The organism is Pseudoalteromonas sp. MMG006 (assembly GCF_018101025.1).
Classification (GTDB): Bacteria; Pseudomonadota; Gammaproteobacteria; order Enterobacterales; family Alteromonadaceae; genus Pseudoalteromonas.
In genome coordinates this window covers 30,370-49,175 of sequence record NZ_JAGJEJ010000007.1, presented here as the reverse complement: position 1 = coordinate 49,175, position 18,806 = coordinate 30,370, and the positions used below count along the sequence as shown (strand labels likewise).

Annotated in this window: 13 protein-coding genes; 11 read left to right on the top strand and 2 right to left on the bottom strand. The window is 39.9% G+C overall.

Annotated features, from left to right (window positions below):
* Window positions 1-11 precede the first annotated feature (11 nt).
* The 4 genes from prpF (at window position 12) to J8L73_RS09045 (ending at window position 7,758) form a co-directional block, all read left to right on the top strand.
* Complete coding sequence (prpF, locus tag J8L73_RS09060; protein WP_211016432.1) at window positions 12-1,178, top strand: 2-methylaconitate cis-trans isomerase PrpF; 1,167 nt, start codon at window positions 12-14, stop codon at window positions 1,176-1,178.
* Window positions 1,179-1,686: 508 nt separating this feature from the next.
* On the top strand, window positions 1,687-4,710 hold the full coding sequence (locus J8L73_RS09055; RefSeq protein ID WP_211016430.1) for a hypothetical protein: 3,024 nt from the start codon (window positions 1,687-1,689) through the stop codon (window positions 4,708-4,710).
* 63 nt (window positions 4,711-4,773) lie between these two features.
* Window positions 4,774-5,865: a hypothetical protein gene (locus tag J8L73_RS09050; protein WP_211016428.1), complete on the top strand. Its 1,092-nt coding sequence runs from the start codon at window positions 4,774-4,776 to the stop codon at window positions 5,863-5,865.
* Between the two features lie 9 nt (window positions 5,866-5,874).
* Entirely contained in the window at window positions 5,875-7,758 is a 1,884-nt protein-coding gene (locus tag J8L73_RS09045; RefSeq protein ID WP_211016427.1) for a hypothetical protein, read from the top strand.
* Between the two features lie 70 nt (window positions 7,759-7,828).
* Here the strand turns inward: J8L73_RS09045 and glp are convergent, their stop codons facing one another.
* On the bottom strand, window positions 7,829-9,046 hold the full coding sequence (gene glp, locus J8L73_RS09040) for a gephyrin-like molybdotransferase Glp (RefSeq protein WP_211016425.1): 1,218 nt from the start codon (window positions 9,044-9,046) through the stop codon (window positions 7,829-7,831).
* A gap of 46 nt (window positions 9,047-9,092) precedes the next feature.
* Here glp and modA point away from each other — a divergent pair, with 46 nt between their 5' ends.
* The 3 genes from modA to J8L73_RS09025 are packed head-to-tail and all read left to right on the top strand — an operon-like array spanning window position 9,093 to window position 11,539.
* The gene (modA, locus tag J8L73_RS09035; protein WP_211016423.1) at window positions 9,093-9,845 is read left to right on the top strand and encodes a molybdate ABC transporter substrate-binding protein; all 753 of its coding nucleotides are present in this window, start codon (window positions 9,093-9,095) and stop codon (window positions 9,843-9,845) included.
* Complete coding sequence (modB, locus tag J8L73_RS09030; RefSeq protein ID WP_211000522.1) at window positions 9,832-10,509, top strand: molybdate ABC transporter permease subunit; 678 nt, start codon at window positions 9,832-9,834, stop codon at window positions 10,507-10,509. Before modA ends, modB begins: the two co-directional genes overlap by 14 nt.
* Window position 10,510: 1 nt before the next feature.
* Entirely contained in the window at window positions 10,511-11,539 is a 1,029-nt protein-coding gene (locus tag J8L73_RS09025) for an ATP-binding cassette domain-containing protein (protein WP_211016421.1), read from the top strand.
* Window positions 11,540-11,555: 16 nt separating this feature from the next.
* Here the strand turns inward: J8L73_RS09025 and moeB are convergent, their stop codons facing one another.
* Window positions 11,556-12,314: a molybdopterin-synthase adenylyltransferase MoeB gene (gene moeB, locus J8L73_RS09020; protein ID WP_211016419.1), complete on the bottom strand. Its 759-nt coding sequence runs from the start codon at window positions 12,312-12,314 to the stop codon at window positions 11,556-11,558.
* A gap of 287 nt (window positions 12,315-12,601) precedes the next feature.
* Between moeB and J8L73_RS09015 the strand changes: the two genes are divergently transcribed.
* From J8L73_RS09015 to J8L73_RS09000, 4 genes are all read left to right on the top strand, one after another.
* Window positions 12,602-14,071: a NarK family nitrate/nitrite MFS transporter gene (locus J8L73_RS09015; protein ID WP_211016417.1), complete on the top strand. Its 1,470-nt coding sequence runs from the start codon at window positions 12,602-12,604 to the stop codon at window positions 14,069-14,071.
* A 9-nt stretch (window positions 14,072-14,080) separates the two neighbouring features.
* A complete protein-coding gene (locus tag J8L73_RS09010) occupies window positions 14,081-15,820 on the top strand; it encodes a bifunctional protein-serine/threonine kinase/phosphatase (RefSeq protein ID WP_211016415.1) in 1,740 nt (579 codons plus the stop codon).
* Between the two features lie 9 nt (window positions 15,821-15,829).
* Complete coding sequence (locus tag J8L73_RS09005; protein WP_211016414.1) at window positions 15,830-17,023, top strand: alginate export family protein; 1,194 nt, start codon at window positions 15,830-15,832, stop codon at window positions 17,021-17,023.
* Window positions 17,024-17,264: 241 nt separating this feature from the next.
* Entirely contained in the window at window positions 17,265-18,791 is a 1,527-nt protein-coding gene (locus J8L73_RS09000; RefSeq protein ID WP_211016412.1) for an FAD-dependent oxidoreductase, read from the top strand.
* The last annotated feature ends 15 nt before the right edge of the window (window positions 18,792-18,806 follow it).

Below are 18,806 nucleotides of genomic sequence, written 5' to 3'. Positions count from 1 at the left end.
GGGCGTACACTATGTTTAAACCACAAATTAAAGTATCGGCAACTTACATGCGTGGCGGCACCAGTAAAGGCGTGTTTTTTAATTTAACTGATTTGCCAAAGCCCGCCCAAGTGCCAGGTGAGGCGCGCGATAATTTATTACTACGTGTTATAGGCAGCCCTGATCCATACGGCAAACAAACCGATGGTATGGGCGGTGCTACATCAAGTACCAGTAAAACAGTTATTTTAAGTAAAAGTGAGCAACCTAATCACGATGTTGATTATTTATTTGGTCAAGTTGCCATTGATAAGCCGTTTGTAGATTGGAGCGGTAACTGCGGTAATTTAACTTCAGCTGTAGGTGCATTTGCGATAACGAATGGCTTAGTTGAAAAAAATACAGTGCCCGACAACGGCGTTGCTATTGTGCGTGTGTGGCAAGCAAATATTAAAAAAAGTATTTTAGTTCATGTGCCTATGACCAATGGTGAAGTACAAGAAACCGGTGATTTTGAGCTCGACGGTGTTACCTTTGCTGCCGCTGAGGTAAAACTTGAGTTTTTAGACCCAGCCGACGGTGATGGCGCGTTATTTCCAACAGGCAATGTAGTGGATGACTTAGAAGTACCAAGTATTGGCACTTTAAAAGCGACCATGATCAACGCAGGCATTCCTACTGTATTTATCAATGCAAGCGATATTGGCTATACCGGCACTGAGCTACAAGATGACATAAATAATGATGTTGCAGCGCTTGAAAAGCTTGAAACTATTCGTGCTTATGGCGCAGTAAAAATGGGGTTAATTACTAATATTGACGAAGCACAAGCGCGCCAACATACACCTAAAGTAGCGTTTGTTGCTAAACCCGCAGACTACACATCGTCGAGTAATAAGCATATTAGTGCAAACAGTATTAACTTATTAGTACGCGCAATGTCGATGGGTAAGCTTCACCATGCCATGATGGGTACAGCCGCAGTTGCTATTGGCACAGCTGCAGCTATTGAAGGCACACTTGTAAATATTGCAGCTGGTGGCGGTGCGTTAAACGAAGTTAACTTTGGTCACCCCTCGGGCACGTTAAAAGTAGGAGCCGAAGCTAAAAATATAAAGGGTGACTGGCAAGTTACCAAAGCCAGTATGAGCCGAAGCGCTCGCGTACTGATGGAGGGGTTAGTAAAGGTTCCTCAATAGTTTTACGTTCTCATTAACGGCAACAAGCGTTGCCGTTAATGTTTAGCTAAAATTCATATTGATTCATCACGTTATAAACTTTGTGTTCAGGCTATCCCTCTAGAAACCCGCCTTTAAAGTCTCATGATTTTTCACTACACACTCCTAAATGAGTTTTTTTACATGTATATGCAGCATTTACTTGAAGAATCTTATTAACAAACTAAATTAAATGTAATATTCACTTAACATAGTGGATATATTGTACGTTAGAGCAATGCTTTTTAATGTCTTTAACATATGTTATTGAAAAATGGTAAAGGTTATAAAAAAGCATCGTTTGACTTGTTTTAAAAACATTCACTTTAATTGTATAGGAAGGTTGCAAAAAAAATATTATTTAACATAAATTCAACCTACTGGTAGTAAAGGTTTTAATTGTGTATGCGTTTGTATTTTATGTAAATCTTAACATTCATATTAATAAAATAATTACTGGTACTCATTGCAGGCTATCTAGGAGAGATAAATGGCACAACGTATGACTAAGATTACCCCAATCGCAGCTTCTGTTGCACTAACATTAGGTTTAGCTGGTTGTGGTTCAGACAACGATAGAAACATTTACGTTCCTCCCGTTGAATCGGTAACATCATCTGATGAAGCACAATTTAATGTAGAAGTAACAGGTAAAGCTGTTAAAGGTGCTATGAAAGGCGCCGTTGTCAGCGTAATGACTTTAGGCACATCGGGCGAAAGTGTACCTGTTGCATTTAGATTAGAAGCCTCAGCTGATGTTGAAACGTTTACAGGCGAGGCAACTTCTCAAGATACGGCAGATGCGGCAGTAGAAGCAAGCAAAATTGCAGGTAACCCTGATGCGCTAATCACTAACGATAGTGGTCGCTACAGCATTTACTTAGAAGATGATTTTTCTGGCCCTGTATATATTACAGTGACTACCTCAGAAGAAGGCGATGATAGTTTCTTAAGATGTGACGCTTACGTCGGTTGTGGAACTTACGATGAAGCCCCTGAAGAAGATGATGTTAACGATGGTGACACAAACATTGAATTTGGTGAGTGGTATAAAACAGATCTAGAGCTTTCCGTTGTTAAATATGTAGCGGCAGCAGAAGCCGACTCATCTGAGGCGAGCGGCGCAGCAGGCGATGCAAACGTAGCACGTTCGTTTAAAGCTAACGTAACCTTTTTAACTTCGCTAGTTGCTCAAACTCTGCTTGAAGTCGAGGGTGAAATTGACTCTGAAACTATTGCCTCAACAAACTTAAATACAGTAATTCAGGTTTTAGGACCAGATGCAGCAATTTTATTATCTGCACTTATTGGTGATCTATCAAATGGTGGCGCGGTAGATTTAAGTGATGTAGACGGCGAAGAAAGCCTTTCACAAGGTGTGTTGATGCTTGCTCAGTTGTCGTCTTCGGTACAAGGCTTACCATCAATTTCAGATGCTATGGCAAGTATTAAAGCCGGTATTGCGGCTGGTACTTTAAGTACAACTGATATTGCTGCAACATTGCAGACTTCTGTATCTAGCACTGCAAGCGTGTTTGTAGCTATTGCAACGGGTGATGAAGGTGCAATTAAAACGGCATTAGAAGCAGCCTACTTAGCTAATAACCCTAATGCATCAACTGCTGAGATTAATGCATTTGCACAAAACTCCGCTGGTATTGCAGCTAAAGCAAAAGAAGCAAAAGACAACGCAGTTAAAAACGGTGCAGCAACCGATGCAGAGCTGGCAGAGATTGCTTCTGTAGTACAAAGTGCTTTAGAAGAGCTGGGTTGTACTGGCGATGAGTGTGTTGCAGATGATGACTTTTTTGCAGATTTAGCGGTTGCGTTATCAGCGCAAATTGATGCATCTTCTACTGAGCTTACTGCTCTACAAACATCTATAGATTCAGCTGAAGAAATGCTTGCTGATGTTCAAGAAATCGGTGATGCCGTAACTGACGCAGCGACTGCAATTGAGTTTGTTGCGGCTGTAGCTGCACTTGAAAATGAAGCTGAAGCTGCTGGTTTAGCAATTGCGACAAATATAATTTATGTTAAAGCACAAGGTTATGTTAGCACCGCGTCTTTACTTGTAACTCAAAGCTCTGACTATCAAAGCATACAGGGTTCTGCAACTGCGCTACAGGCATTAGCTTTAAAAGAAGTTGAAAACGTAAGTACATATGATGCAGCGCTAGCACAGTTAGTTCTTGATGCAGAAGCCGCTATTACTGAATACGGAATTGAAGTTGAAGCTGCTAAAGAAATTGCGCTAAACACTGCCGATGCCGCAGATGTTAAGAAATCAGTTGCAGATACTGCTGAAGCCGCATCAACAAGTGCACTTGCTGATGCGCAAGCTGCCGTTGACTCGAGTGACGATGCACAAGCAACTGTTGAATCAGTTGATGTTGCGATAGCTGCTGCGTCAGAGTTTTCTGCTGCTGTATATGCACTTGAGCTTGCGATTGAACAAGCATTAGAAGCTGCAACGGAATATGAAGCTGTAGCAGTAACTGAAGCTGATATGGCTGAAGCCACAGAGTTAGTTGAAAGTGCAGAAATGATGGCCAAAGCTGCTGTAACTCAGGCTTTACTTGCTAATGCTCAGCTAGTAACCGCACTTGGTCTTAAAGCAGAAGCAGAGCTTGCGGTTGCAACAGCGTCGGTTAAAGAAACCTCAATGTCACTTTCTACAATGACGGTACTTACGAACTCTGGTGGCCACGCTGTTGTTGATGCAGCTGATGTTTTAGCAGACGTTATTGGTGAATTAGCTGAGATGGGTAACTCAGGTGAAGGCACTTCTACTCGTCAACCTGAGTGGGCTTACGAATATAGCTTAGACGATTTAACTTTAGTGCTTATAAACTCGATTACAGATAGCATGATTACAGCGTCTGCAGCTTATCAAGATAACCAATTAGTTGTTGCCTGGGGCGGTATGCTAACTACTGAAGGCGACGCAACAGTTGAGATTGTTACAGGTGATGTAGCCGAAGATGCACTTGAAGAGTGTCAAGCATTTGCTGATGGTACGATTACTGACTCTACACAAATTGATTCATGTTTAGTATTTACGTTTGACGAAGCAGTAGATGCAAGTTCAGTAGATGACGCTGAGCTAATTAAGTCTGAAGCTTGGAATCGTGTTGAAATTATGGATGGTGACTCAAGTTTTATGGGTATGCTAAACCTAAGCGTCATGGAAAACGCAGACATAACAATGCTAGAAGCAGCTGGTGTGTCGGGTGATTTAGACTTTAGTGTTATGTATGAGGTTGATGGTAGTGGTGACGAAGACAAAACCATGTTTGAAATTAAAGTAAATGGCGACGCCGCAATGGGCTACACCTTGTCTATGTCAGGTACTGAATCTGCAGGTTACATGGGCGATGTTAAAGCGATGTACGATGGCATGATGATGACCTTTGGTACAGCAACTAAAGTAACAAATGGGGTGTCGATTACGTATATTGATGATGAAGTAATTGATTACACAGATGTTGATTTAATCGACGCAAGTAAGTAATTTAAAACTTTAAAAGGGAAAAGCCGTGTGCTTTTCCCTTTTTTTATAGAAAGCGATTTTATTATGAAAAAAAAAATTCTCTTGGTAGGATTTTCGACAGCTCTTATTTCTCCACTTGCATCCGCAGATAATCAATTTCAAATTTTTACTCACTTTGACGCAGAAATTTATACCGAGGCACAACCAGTACAAGCCTTTGTTGATGATTTTGATGCGCCACTTAAATCGGGTGATAGTGCATTTACCTACAATATATTTGAAGTAGGTGTTGGTTACGGAAATTTTAAAGTTGGCTTACAGAGCCGTTACGATTACGTACTTAATTTTGATCCTGATACTGCGCTATATACACATACAGAAAAAAACGATTTAGCTTTTGAAGATAGGTTTTACACTTATTATCTAGATGCTAAACAAGCAACTTCTAATGGTGTTTTTGTATCGTATGACTTTAAATTTTTAGACAAAAGCGCATTAACGATTACACCCAAGCTATCTATTTTTGCCAGCTCTCACTTCCAAGATGCAACTGTAAACGGTCAAATATACAGTGATGAAATTGAAGGAGCTGTAACCGTAGATTACAACTTTTCAAGAGACATATTATTTAAAGAGTTTACTCCTTCTGATAGGCCTGATGGCTTAGGCTATAGCCTGGATATTTTTGCTGATTGGCAAGTAAACGATGAGCTTCAAGTAGGCCTTAGTGTAAAAGATTTACTTTATAACACTGATTACGACGATAGTGGTTCTGTAAAAGGGCAAACAACAGAGATCCCTTTTAGTGAAGACGATAATGGCGATATTGTTACTCAGCCAACAGTTTCACTACAAACATCTGCATATGGAAACACGCAATCACATGATTTAGAAATGGAGATGCGTTTACAAGCATTTGCTGATTACAGAATTAATGAGCGCTTTTCTACCCAGCTAACAATTAAACGCTACGATCAAGACACATTTAATCAGGTAAAAGGGCGTGTTCACTTTTGGGACCACTGGAAAGTGCAAGCTGGTTACGAAACAAAAAGTGAGGCTTTTTTGGTTGGTATAGAAAACGAGTATTTTGGTCTTAATTTACAAACTGATAGTTTAGATTTAGATAAAGCCTATTATGCAAATGTGAATTGGTATATGAACATTAAGTTTTAAGGAATGAAGATGCTAAAACAAATCTTACCTTTAGGGGCTGTTATCGCATTAGCTGGTTGCGGTGGTTCTTCATCTGATAGTGATGATACTCAAAGTGTTGCCGTTACTGTTGCTTCAACATCTTCCACTGTAAATTTTTATGTTGCAAATTGGCAGCCTTCTCAAGGCACTTTAAATGTAATTAATAGCGATGGGGTTGTTCAAGAGTCGATTGCAGTAGAGGATATCAACACCGCAAGCGTGAGTGTAGATCCACTTACCTTTAACAGCTTTGAATTTATTCCAGATGATACTACTTTAACATGTCCTCGTTTTACAGGTTGTGGTAGAACTGTTCGTGGGGATATTAACGATTTAAACGAAAACCGCTTGATTGATTATCAAGAGTCAACAGCGGTCATTTTAAATTACAAAGCGAGTGCTTTTAGTGCGCCAGGAGTAAATACAGTTTATTTATCGCCGCTTAGTAAAACGATTTCTGATGAAGGTTACAGTGCTGTTGCAGCAAGTTTAGCAGTAACTCCTTTTTACCATTTAACACATAGTAATTTAAGTGCAAGTGTTGAAGCTGAAATGGTGACTAATGCATTTACTTACGCTGCAATAATCGCGGGTGCCACAGATACAAGTTTTAGTGTTGAAAATGCATTTACTGACTTTGCTACTAAACAAGAAGACCAGCAAGCATGGCAGGATTATAGCGAGTTGGCAGCGCAATACGTTACCGATAATTTATTTAGTGAGCAAGGCAGCGCGTTATTACAAAACGTTGCTGGTGAAGTAAAACAAACGATAGCAAGTGTCACTACCTACTCTAATTGGCAAGCTAGAACACAAGACACTCAGAGCTTAGATTCAAGAGAATTACTTGTTGATACTCGTAATATTATTGGTGTTGCAAGGCTTCAAGAAAAAAGTTACTCAGATGAGCTGGATTCTAAATTTGAAGAGCTTGAGGGGGCTTTTGATGAGGATACTCAGCAAACGCTTAATGCACTTATTAACTCTCTAAACGAAGTTATTACTAATTACTCGCCATTAGCAGGTGATTCGACACCAGCAGGGCAATATAAACTTAGAGACTTAGATATTGATTATAGTAAATCGCCTTATGCTTGGGTTATAACCGGCACATATGATGATTTACCTATCACTATAGATTTATCTATTCCGACATTTCGTGTTAGCGGCGTGCTTGGCGATCAAATTGAAGGCGTGATGACTGCTTCAATCACTAATGGTGAAACAGTGCTCAATGTAGATGTAAGCGATTTACTTATACAGTTTGATGGAATTGACGTAGTTAATGAGTTAAACCCAGATGCCGAGACAGGCATTGCCCAGTTAACTACCAATGTAATTATTAGTAAAGCTGAAGGTAAGCTTGATGGTGATTTATCGCTAAGCTTAGAGCGCTTTGTAAACTCATTTGGTGAAGTATCAAACACATTATCAACATTCGATTTTGTTGGTAATTACGAAAGTAGTATTCAAAATACAGATTTTCATATTACAGCAGTGGAATCGTCACCATTTATAGGGGAAGAAAATGACGATTTAGCATTTACTTTTGAGCTAGATTTTCCCTTAAGTGGTGCGAGTGATTTTAAATTTGCGTATGTGGGTGATGCTGCAAACTTATCAGAGCTTACTTCAACAGATATTTTTGTGAGTGTACAAAATAGAGCTTTAGATCTTCGTATAAGAGATGTAAGTGGCAACCTTAATCTTATTGCTAAAGGTGAAAATGGCCGTTGGTTAGATGTAAAACAAAAAGGTCGTAACTACAGTGGAGGTCTATATTTTGGTGATACTAAAATTGCTGAAGTTACTGCAGTGAGAGGGATCCCAGGTGTATTATTTCCTAACGGTGATTTCGAATCGTTATTTTAACTAGCTTAAAGTACTAACTTATAAAGAAAAGCCCAACCTTTGTTGGGCTTTTGTTTTTATGAAATATATTTTACAAAAACTCTATACTTACCGTTTCACCTTTTGCGATGCTACCGCTTTGTGCGGGTACTACAATTAAGCAATTTGCTTTACTGAGTGACGAAAGTACGCCTGAGCCTTGTTTATTAAATGGCGTTACAAGCAAGTCACCTTGCTCATTTGTTGTAGCTGTAGCACGTTGAAAGTCGGCTCTGCCAGGGCGTTTTTTAACAACTGATGTTGTAATAGCATTAAAATGCATTTTAGGGGTTACTTGCCCAAGTCCAGAGAGCTTTTGTAGTGCAGGCTCTACTAGTTGATTAAACGTTACTGCAGCTGATACCGGATTACCTGGTAAGCCAAAAAAGTAGCTGTTCGGTAACTTACCAAAAGCGAAAGGTTTACCTGGCTTCATGGCTATTTTCCAAAAATGGATATTACCAATTTCATTTAATACTTCTTTAGTAAAGTCAGCTTCGCCAACCGATACACCACCTGAACTTATTACAGCATCTGCTTTTTCATCTGCACTTAAAAAAGCTTGAGTAATGAGCGCTTTATCATCGCGGATGATACCTAAATCAAGCACATCTATGTTTTGTTGCTGTAATGCACTAATTATTACGGCGCGGTTACTTTCATAAATAGCGCCTTTTTTAAGGGGCTGTCCAGGCTCAATGAGCTCATCACCTGTAGAAAACACGGCGACTTTTAATTTGCGAGTAACATTTATGTCGGCAATACCTAAAGAGGCGAGTAAGCCTACATCAACGGCTTTGAGTTTATCGCCTGCATCTAAAATAACGTCATTAATTGCAATGTCTTCACCGGCAAAACGAATGTTTTCATTAATGCCCGGCTGCGCAGTGAATGTGATTTGATCACCATCAGCCGATGCGTTTTCTTGCATTACAACGCCATTAGCACCCGGTGCAATGGCTGCTCCCGTCATTATTCTTACGCACTGTCCGGGAGTAAGTGTGCCTTCAAACGTTTGCCCTGCAAATACGCTCCCTACTTGTGTATAGGTTAAGCTTTTGTCTGAAATACAAACAGCATAGCCATCCATAGCAGAGTTATTGTGAGCAGGCACATTAATATTAGATTTAACATCACTGGCTAAAACCCGGCCAACACTTTGCATAATAGGAATGGTTTCATTATCCGAAATTGCATTGATAGAGCTTAGTATGTTTTGAATTGCCGTTTCTATTGGTAATAAACCGGGTGCATTGCAAACATCGTTCATATATATTGCTTACTTAAATCATTTTATTTTTAAAACAATACTTATAATGTCAAAGCTTTACAATACATTGCTGGGTTATTTTTTGTTTGTATTTTGTGTGTTCTCAAGCACGTTAAGCGCAAAAGAAACATTGCATGTCGCAGTAGCGAGTAACTTTAAAACTGTGTTACAAACTTTACTGCAAGAATCACCTTTACCCGGTGTACAAGTAAAAATATCGGCCGCTTCAAGCGGGGTTTTATATTCGCAAATTGTACATGGTGCGCCGTTCGATGTGTTTTTATCAGCAGATGATGTTCGCCCGCAAGCATTAATAAAAGAAGGGTTGGCAAGTCAAAGTAGCTTAGTTACCTACGCATTAGGTGAGCTTGCATTGTGGCAGCCCAATGCTGATAAGGTAAATAATAAAGTAGCCATCGCTAACCCGCGTTTTTCACCTTATGGTCGTGCATCGCAGTTTTATGCTAATGCCCATTTTAAAAAGCCAATAAGTTACGTATATGGTAATAACATTACGCAGGCCTTTCAGTTTGTTCAAAGTGGTAATGTATCAATTGGTTTGGTGGCGGTGTCTACGTTAAAAGCTGCGTATAGCAATACACAAAACCCTAAGTATTTAGATTACAAAGTGCTAGAGGCGAGTGAATACCCCGATATTATCCAGCAAGGCGTTATTATAAAATCGACAAAAAAAATGGCGAGTGCTAAAAAGCTTATGGATTTTTTAATATCAAGCAGCACTCAACTTAAGCTTATTGAATTAGGATACAGATCAAAGGACAGCAATGCTTCAAAGTGATTTAACTGCGCTGTGGTTAACAATTAAACTTGCCTTTATAACCGCTATATTACTACTCGCTTTTTGCATTCCGGTTGCTTATAAGTTAGCTGGCTATAAAGGTAAGTTTAAACCTTTTTTAGAGGCATTAATTGCTATGCCTTTGGTACTACCGCCCACTTTATTAGGTTTTTACTTATTGGTTCTTTTTTCGCCTACGCACGCTTTTGGGCAGTTTTGGTTTTGGTTAACGGGTACACAGCTTGCGTTTAGTTTTCAAGGTGTGGTTATTGGTTCTCTTTTTTATTCATTGCCGTTTGTAATGCAGCCTTTGGTTGCAGGTTTTAAACAAATAAACCAAACCTATAATGAAGCTGCAATCGCATTGGGGTTAAGCCACTATAAACGCTTTGTGTATTTAATTTTACCATTACTCAAGCCCAGTATTGGTAGTGCGTTTGCCTTGGGATTTGCGCATACATTGGGTGAATTTGGTCTGGTATTAATGATTGGTGGTAATATTCAAGGGCAAACACAAGTGGTTTCTATTGCTTTGTACGACCATGTTGAATCGCTAAATTACGCGGCTGCGCATCAGCTTTCTCTTATATTATTGGCTATTTCATTTGCGTGTTTAGTGCTGTTGTTCAAATTTAATAAAAGCATCGTTGGGGTTAAACAATAACATGATTAAATTAACCCTATTTAAAGCACTTAATAACTTTAATTTAGATATAAACCTGCAATTAGAGTCGTTTAATATTGCAGGTGTTTTTGGTCCGTCCGGATCAGGTAAGTCTACATTGCTGCGTTGTATTAGTGGCCTTGAAGGCAAGCAAAGTATTTATATTAATAATCAGCCTGTGCATCATTTACCTAGTGATAAACGCGGAGTAACACTGCAAGTGCAATCGTGTCCGTTATTTCCTCATTTAGATGTTGCCGGCAACTTAGCATTTACTCAAAAGCACTGCGCTAATAGGCAAACCGACTTATCTGAGCAAGAAGTGATTACAGCTCTTGAGTTACAGCCACTTCTTAAACGCAATGTACAAAGTTTATCGGGCGGGGAGCGTCAACGAGTGGTGTTTGCACGTACATTGTTGGCAGGTCAAAAGCTTATAATTTTAGATGAGCCGTTTAGTGCGCTCGACTGGCCACTTCGCTTTAAAACACTAACAACTATGAGTAATTTAGCAGCTAAATTTAACATTAAATTTATAATAGTGAGCCACTCTTTAAAGGAGCTATTGTTTTGCTGCGATACTCTAATTCAGCTTGAAAAAGGTAAGGTGATAAACCAAGGGCCAAGTGGGTTAGTCGCCAAGGCTATTTATGCTAACAACAAACAAACACCCCTGAGCTTACTTAATTATGACATTATTAAATTTGATGAAAAATACGCTGTTTATCACCTTCAAATAAAACAAAGCGAGCAGCAGTTATTTGTATCTCCAAGCGCCGTTGAGCAAGGTGGTAAGCTAGTTATAGAGAGCGAGCAAATTGCAATTAGTGCTATTAAACCAATACACTCAGAGAACACTAATGTATTGGTTTGTATACTGACTAGTGCTGAAGTTATTGATAGCAATTGGCAGCTCACACTTAATGTAGATGGGCAAACATTGTATTGCTTACTTTCAGCAAGAGTATGGGATCAAAGTAATTATAACGTGGGCGATACACTTTGTGCCGCTATCCATAACCTAGAGTAAATAATTAAAACGCGAGCTACTTACTACACGTGGGGCACTGACTGTTTTTAGGAATTTTAAAGCGGTTGAATTCCATGCTGAGCCCATCCACCAGCAACAAATGTTCACTTAAGCTACTTGGCAAACCCGCCATAATTTTTAGTGCCTCTGTGGCCTGAATGCTGCCAATTAACCCTACGATTGGCGAGAGCACGCCCGATTCTGAGCAGCTTTGTGTTTGCTCATTAAAAAATTGCGATAAGCACGCGTAGCAGTGGCTGTGCTGCTGCATGGTAAAGCAGGCAACTTGGCCTTCCATTCTAATTGCAGAGCCCGAAACGAGCGGTGTTTTTGTCTTAAAACAGGCGCTATTGAGCAAATTACGTGTAGGCAAGTTATCAGAGCAATCGATTACTATATCAATATTACTTAATAGCTCATCAAGGTTTGAGTTTTCACCTAAAAATGTATCGATTGTATGTATATCTATTTCATCATTTAAGCTAGTTAATTGCGCCTTAGCTGCGTGTGTTTTTAAGCTTCCCACATCTGTTTGCTTATAAAGCACCTGCCTTTGCAAGTTTGTAGCATCAACCACATCGTTATCTACAAGCGTTAATGTTCCTACACCTGAGGCGGCCAAGTACTGCGCAACCGGGCAGCCCAAACCACCTAAACCAACTATAAGTGCATGAGACTGCCACAGTTTTTCTTGTCCATCTATATCAAGTTGTACAAGCATAATGTGGCGAGAATAACGTAATTGCTGTTGATAAGTTAATGGCGGTTTTTGCATAAATTTTTGCTCAAATTTTTTTGTAACAATACCAAGTAGTTAAAACCCAGAGCAAGTAAAGCTTTAAAAATCTTTGCACTGTTAACGCACATTTAATCTGCTTTAGTAGTGCAAAGCGAAATAATTATCAACTGTGAAAAATGCAAGTCTTTGAATCGGTTGATTAATAATTGTTGGCTTAGTAATTGCTGAATGTGGTTAACGTTAATTTAACAACTGGCGCGGTTTATATGCTACCAAAGTAGTATGTACTGCTTAAAACAACAATCGTTACAAGGAAAAATAACATGCAACCGAGTTCTGGGTTTAATCTCATATCGTTTAGCGGAAAAATGAAAATACTGCATTTAAGCTGGATGGTGTTTTTTATCTCATTTTTTGTCTGGTTTAACCATGCGCCATTATTGGGTGCTATTGCAGGTTCGCTTGGCATCACTATGGCTCAAGTAAAAACACTCCTCATACTAAATGTGGCTTTAACCATTCCTGCCCGTGTTGTGGTTGGTATGCTAACCGATAAATTTGGACCTCGCATTGTTTACGCTGCACTACTTATTACGTGTAGTATTCCGTGTTTTATGTTTGCACTTGCAACAACGTTTGAGCAAGCAGCTATCGCCCGTTTTGCACTTGGCTTTATTGGTGCGGGTTTTGTTGTGGGCATTCGCATGGTGAGCGAGTGGTTCCCAGCAAACGAATTAGGCACAGCAGAGGGTATTTATGGTGGCTGGGGTAACTTTGGCTCTGCAGCAGCCGCAATGCTGTTACCAGTATTAGCGTTGATGTTTGGTGGCGAAGATGGCTGGCGTTATGCGATTGGCTTAACAGGTGTGTTAAGTGTCATATTTGGTGTTATTTGGTACTTAAATGTATCGGATACACCTAAAGGTGGCACGTACTTTAAGCCTAAAAAAGTAGGGGCAATGGAAGTAACCAGTAAAGGTGACTTTGTACTACTACTTATAATGAAACTCCCTATGTATGGTGCATTGGCGTTACTTACCTGGAAGCTTTCTCCTACTGGCGCAAACTTACTTTCTGACAATTTTGTAATTGGCACATACGTGTTTTTAGTGCTGCTTTATATTTACGAAGTGTATAAAACGTTTGATATAAACGGCCATATTTTTAAACAACCTGTTCCAGAATCTCATCGTTACGACTTTAAGCAAGTTGCTGTTTTAAACATCCTTTATTTTACTACATTTGGCTCAGAGCTAGCTGTTGTATCTATGCTGCCATTATTTTTTATGGAAGTATTTGGTCTTGATATGGTGTACGCAGGCTTATTAGCATCAGCTTATGCATTTATGAACTTAGCCTCTCGCCCTGGTGGTGGTTGGATTTCAGATAGAATGGGTCGTCGTAAAACACTTATTGTACTTACCACAGGCCTAGCTGTAGGTTATTTTGTTATGGGCTTAGTTGACGCAAGCTGGCCGCTTTGGCTTGCAGTTGCAGCAGCCATGGCGTGTTCGTTTTTTGTTCAAGCAGGAGAAGGCGCAGTATTTGCCGCAGTGCCACTTATTAAACGTCGTTTAACGGGTCAAATTGCAGGTATGACAGGTGCCTACGGTAATGTAGGGGCTGTTGTATATTTAACGGCGCTCTCGTTAGTTGATTACCAAACATTCTTTATGATTATCGCTGCCAGTGCATTGTTAGGTTTAGGTGCATTATTTTTCATGAAGGAACCCGATGGCCACATCACAGAAGTAAACGAAGATGGCACCGTTGAACTTATTTCTGTGACTTAAGGCAACCTTATGTTTGATGAAACCCAAAAAGCCAGCGCACTTACAAACGAACTTAACGTTGAGTTTGGTGGGCACAGTAGCAAAGGTATAAAAACCGAAAACCAAGATGCGTTTGCTGCTCTTAATACTCAAGCGCAAGAAAAAGAGTCAAAAGGGGTGATTGCCTGCTTGGCCGATGGGTGTTCATCAGCAAAAAATGCTAAACAAGCGTCACAGTTATCGGTAACGCACTTTATAAATGAGTATTTAAATACACCACCAAGTTGGGCCGTTAAAAAGTCGGTATCTAAGGTATTGGCCAGTTTAAATCAGTGGCTGAATTCTCAATCGGTTAATTACAATCACCTTGGCCAGCGCCAAGCAGATTGGATGACCACGTTTACAGCGCTTATTTTAAAATCGGCTACGGGTTATATTTTTCATTTAGGTGATACCCGAATTACGCGTTTACGTGCAAAAAATATGGAAGCGATAACACGCGACCATAAAGTAAACGATACCCTAACGCGGGCTTTAGGCGCACAGCTTCATCAAGAAATTGATGTATACGAAGTAGAACTTAAAGCTGATGATATTTATATACTTACCTGCGATGGTGTACACGATGTGTTGCCATACAGTGATATACAAAAGCTAATTGATGAGCATACTAATTTAGAGCACGCAGCAAAAGCAGTGACAGAGCTTGCCATAGCAAGAGGCAGTGACGACAACGTAAGCTGCTTACTTGTAAAAGTGAATAGTATTGCAAAACAAAATTTAGACGAGTTATATCACTCTTTAACGAGGCGAAAAATTCCGCCACCGTTAAAGGTTGGCCAAAAAATTGATGACTTTACTGTTATCCGTGAATTACATGCTAGTAGCCGCTCGCACATTTATTTAGTGCAACAAACACCCGATACGCCGCCTGTTGTATTAAAAGCGCCTTCGGTAAATTTTGAAGACGACGTGCACTACCTTCAAGGCTTTATAAGAGAAGGCTGGGTAGGGCAACGTATTAATCATCCCAATGTAATGAAAGTTTTAAATACGCAATCGCAAAGCCGATTTTTATATCATATTTGCGAATACATGGACGGGCAAACACTGAGTGATTGGAAGCATGATGTGCCGCATCCAGAAATTACCCAAGTGCGCAGTATTATTGAACAAATAGTACAAGCACTTAGAGCGTTTCAGCGTTTGGATATGGTGCATCGCGATTTAAAACTCGATAACGTGATGATAGACGCTCACGGCAAAGTAACATTAATCGATTACGGCACGGTAAGTGTTGCGGCAATGGATGAGTCGGTAAAGCAAATTGCTGATGATTGCCCGCAAGGTACGGTAGATTACACCGCACCAGAGACGCTTATAACGATGCACGCCGATTTTAAAAGTGATTTATTTTCGCTAGGCGTTGTTGCGTACGAATTATTATGTTCAAAATTGCCGTATCAGCCACTCGCGCATAATCATGTACCAAAAGATTACAGTCACTGGCAATACACAAGTATTCAAAAGCACAGAGCAGATATCCCGTTTTGGTTAGATCAGGCTTTAATGAAAGCATTGGCTCCCAAACCCGAATTCAGATACCACGCATTTTCTGAGTTTATAAGTGATATCAATAAACCTAATCCACATTTAAAAAGTACCGCCCCGAAAGACTCAATAATGAAACGCGATCCGGTTTTAGTCTGGAAAAGTATTTCGTTGTGTTTATTTATAGCCTTGATGTGCGTACTCATAATTAAAAATTAAGAGATAAACATGTTTAATCATAAAAAAAACTTACCTATTATTTTTATACTGGGTAGCTTAACTGCGCCTTCAATAAGCCAAGCGGCGCAAACCGATCTTAACTTTAGGCTGCGTTTTGAAAGCGCAGAGCAAGATAACGCACTAAAAGATGCAAGTAGCTTAACGCTGCGTACACGCCTCACTCATAAAACAGATGAAGTGAATGGGTTTTCTGCTCTTATTGAAGTTGAAGACAGCCGAAGCCTGTTAGGTGTGGACGATTATAATAATACACTGGGTAAAAATACTAATTACTCAGTAATAGCCGACCCAGAAACCACAGAGGTAGATCAGGGTTTTATAAAATACGCCAAAGATGCTTTAGCAATTAAAGTGGGTAGGCAAGTAATAGCACTTGATGGGCAACGGTTTGTGGGCCATGTTGGCTTTAGGCAAGACAGACAAACCTTTGATGCTGCTACAGTAAATTACACGTTTAATGATATTAACTTGCACTATAGCTACATAAGCAAGCGCAACCGTATATTTGCCGATAGCAAAGATATTGATTCATCCGATCACCTTATAAATGCAAGCTTTAAAACAAGCGTGGGTAAGGTGGTTTTATACAGTTATTTATTAAGTAACGACGCAGTAGATGATGACAGCTTAGATACCTATGGCGTGTCTTTTAATGGAAATAAAACGCTCAGTGATATTAAATTTTACTATAAAGCAGAGTACGCCACGCAATCTGCATCAACTAGCATGAGTGATTTTGACGCAGATTATTATGCATTTGAAGGCGGGATAGATTTAGGCGGTTTAGGTATTGAAACCGTTACATTAAAAGCCGGTATTGAATCACTGGGTTCTGATAATGGCGATTATGGTTTTGCTACGCCGCTTGCCACAATGCATAAATTTAATGGTTGGGCTGATACGTTTTTAGCAACTCCTGCACAAGGACTTGATGACACTTATGTAAGCTTAAATGGTAAAGCCTTTGGCGGTAAATGGTTAGTGGCGTATCACAACTTTGATGCAAACGACAGCGTCAATGGGGTTGATGATTTAGGCTCAGAGCTTAATGTGCAATACGTTAAGCCTATTAATAAAACCTATGCCGTGGGCGCTAAATATGCAGATTATTCAGCAGGCGACAGTGCGGCAGGCAAAGTTGACACCCAAAAACTGTGGGTGTGGGTAAGCGCCAAATTTTGAGTACTTAAACACAGGTACTTAGACACAGTTTAATCCTCGTAATTTAACGTGTTACAAGTTGGTGCAATAGCGCCAGCTTGTGGTGCTATCATTTTACTTTCAGTGCACCAAGTTGGATAACTTGCTGAAATATAATGCTTATATATCTGGCTTGCATATTGCTATAACAACCACATAACAAATTATACGTTTGAAGTATTAATTTATGAATTTAGTACTTTAAATCAAACAGGTGATTTTAATGCCAATTAAGCAGCGTGTTGTCGTCGTAGGAAACGGAATGGTGGGGCATCATTTTGTACAGCAACTAGTATCGCAACAAGGTGATAGCAAAAATATTGATATTACAGTGCTCAGCGGTGAAGACCGCCTCGCTTATGACCGCGTTCAGCTTTCATCTTTTTTTAAAGGTAAAACCGAAGACGATTTAGCACTTACCTGTAGTAAAGCCTATCAAGATTGGCAAGTGAGTTTTCATACTCATTCTAAAGTGGTTGATATAAACCGAGATGCAAAAACGGTGACTACTTCAAAAGGTGAGTCATTTACGTACGACAAGCTAATACTGGCAACGGGCTCATTTGCATTCGTGCCACCCATTCCAGGTAAAGATCGTGAGCACTGCCTAGTTTACAGAACCATTAACGATTTACACGCCATAAAAAAATCTGCACAGGACAGTAAAGTCGGCGTGGTTATTGGTGGTGGTTTATTAGGACTAGAAGCCGCAAATGCCTTAAAGCAGCTTGGCTTGCAAACTCACGTAATCGAATTTGCGCCACAACTTATGGGTGTACAAATAGATGGTGCTGGTGGTCGATTGCTTAAAAAGAAAATTACCGAGCTGGGCGTTACAGTTCATACATCAGTGGCTACAGAGCAAATTATTGAGGGTGAAAATAGCCGTTATAAAATGTGCTTTAAGGGTGGTCAAACCCTAGAAACCGACATGATAGTGTTTTCAGCTGGTATTCGTCCATACGATAACTTGGCTCGCGAGTTTAATTTAGAATTAGGTGAGCGCGGCGGCATAGTAATAAACAATCATTGCCAAACGAGTGATAAAAACATATACGCAATAGGCGAATGCGCCCTTTGGAATAACTTTATTTTTGGCCTTGTAGCACCGGGCTACGCTATGGCAAAAGTAGCGGCAGGGCATGTTTTAAAACAGCTTTTTTCAAGTACTGCTTCAGACACACCTTTAAGCAATTATTCAAACAATACTGATGAATTTAGCGGCGCCGATATGAGCACAAAGCTTAAATTAATGGGCGTTGAAGTAGGTTCAATTGGTGATGCCCACGCCCGCAGTGAAGGCGCAATTAGCTATTACTTTGAGGATCAGCCAAACGGTATTTACAAAAAAATAGTCACTAATGAGCAAGGCAACAAACTTATAGGTGCTGTACTTGTTGGCGATACCAGTGATTACGATAATTTATTGCAGTACCACTTAAATAGTATAGAGCTTAGTGTGCCTGCAGAGTCTTTAATAATGCCACTTGCAGGTGAAACGGGCGAACTAAGCGCTGATGATTTACCAAGTGATGCCATTATTTGTGCGTGCCACAAAGTGACAAAACACACTATTGAACACGCTGTTATGCAAGGCTGTAGTGACTTAAATACAGTGCAACAAGCCACTAAAGCAAGTACGGGTTGTGGAGGCTGTGAAAAATTAGTGCAAAGCGTTATTAGTAGCGCACTTAATAATAAAATTGCCACGCTAACGCCAGTAGATGAGCCAGTATCACAAAGCGCTTAACGCCAACAATAAGAG

Coding starts and splice junctions, on each gene's coding strand:
- glp (WP_211016425.1), bottom strand. CDS start 9,046: ATGAACGATGTTTGCAATGCACCCGGTTTATTACCAATAGAAACGGCA.
- J8L73_RS09050 (WP_211016428.1), top strand. CDS start 4,774: ATGAAAAAAAAAATTCTCTTGGTAGGATTTTCGACAGCTCTTATTTCT.
- moeB (WP_211016419.1), bottom strand. CDS start 12,314: ATGCAAAAACCGCCATTAACTTATCAACAGCAATTACGTTATTCTCGC.
- J8L73_RS09025 (WP_211016421.1), top strand. CDS start 10,511: ATGATTAAATTAACCCTATTTAAAGCACTTAATAACTTTAATTTAGAT.
- J8L73_RS09015 (WP_211016417.1), top strand. CDS start 12,602: ATGCAACCGAGTTCTGGGTTTAATCTCATATCGTTTAGCGGAAAAATG.
- prpF (WP_211016432.1), top strand. CDS start 12: ATGTTTAAACCACAAATTAAAGTATCGGCAACTTACATGCGTGGCGGC.
- J8L73_RS09005 (WP_211016414.1), top strand. CDS start 15,830: ATGTTTAATCATAAAAAAAACTTACCTATTATTTTTATACTGGGTAGC.
- J8L73_RS09045 (WP_211016427.1), top strand. CDS start 5,875: ATGCTAAAACAAATCTTACCTTTAGGGGCTGTTATCGCATTAGCTGGT.
- J8L73_RS09000 (WP_211016412.1), top strand. CDS start 17,265: ATGCCAATTAAGCAGCGTGTTGTCGTCGTAGGAAACGGAATGGTGGGG.
- modA (WP_211016423.1), top strand. CDS start 9,093: ATGTCAAAGCTTTACAATACATTGCTGGGTTATTTTTTGTTTGTATTT.
- J8L73_RS09055 (WP_211016430.1), top strand. CDS start 1,687: ATGGCACAACGTATGACTAAGATTACCCCAATCGCAGCTTCTGTTGCA.
- J8L73_RS09010 (WP_211016415.1), top strand. CDS start 14,081: ATGTTTGATGAAACCCAAAAAGCCAGCGCACTTACAAACGAACTTAAC.
- modB (WP_211000522.1), top strand. CDS start 9,832: ATGCTTCAAAGTGATTTAACTGCGCTGTGGTTAACAATTAAACTTGCC.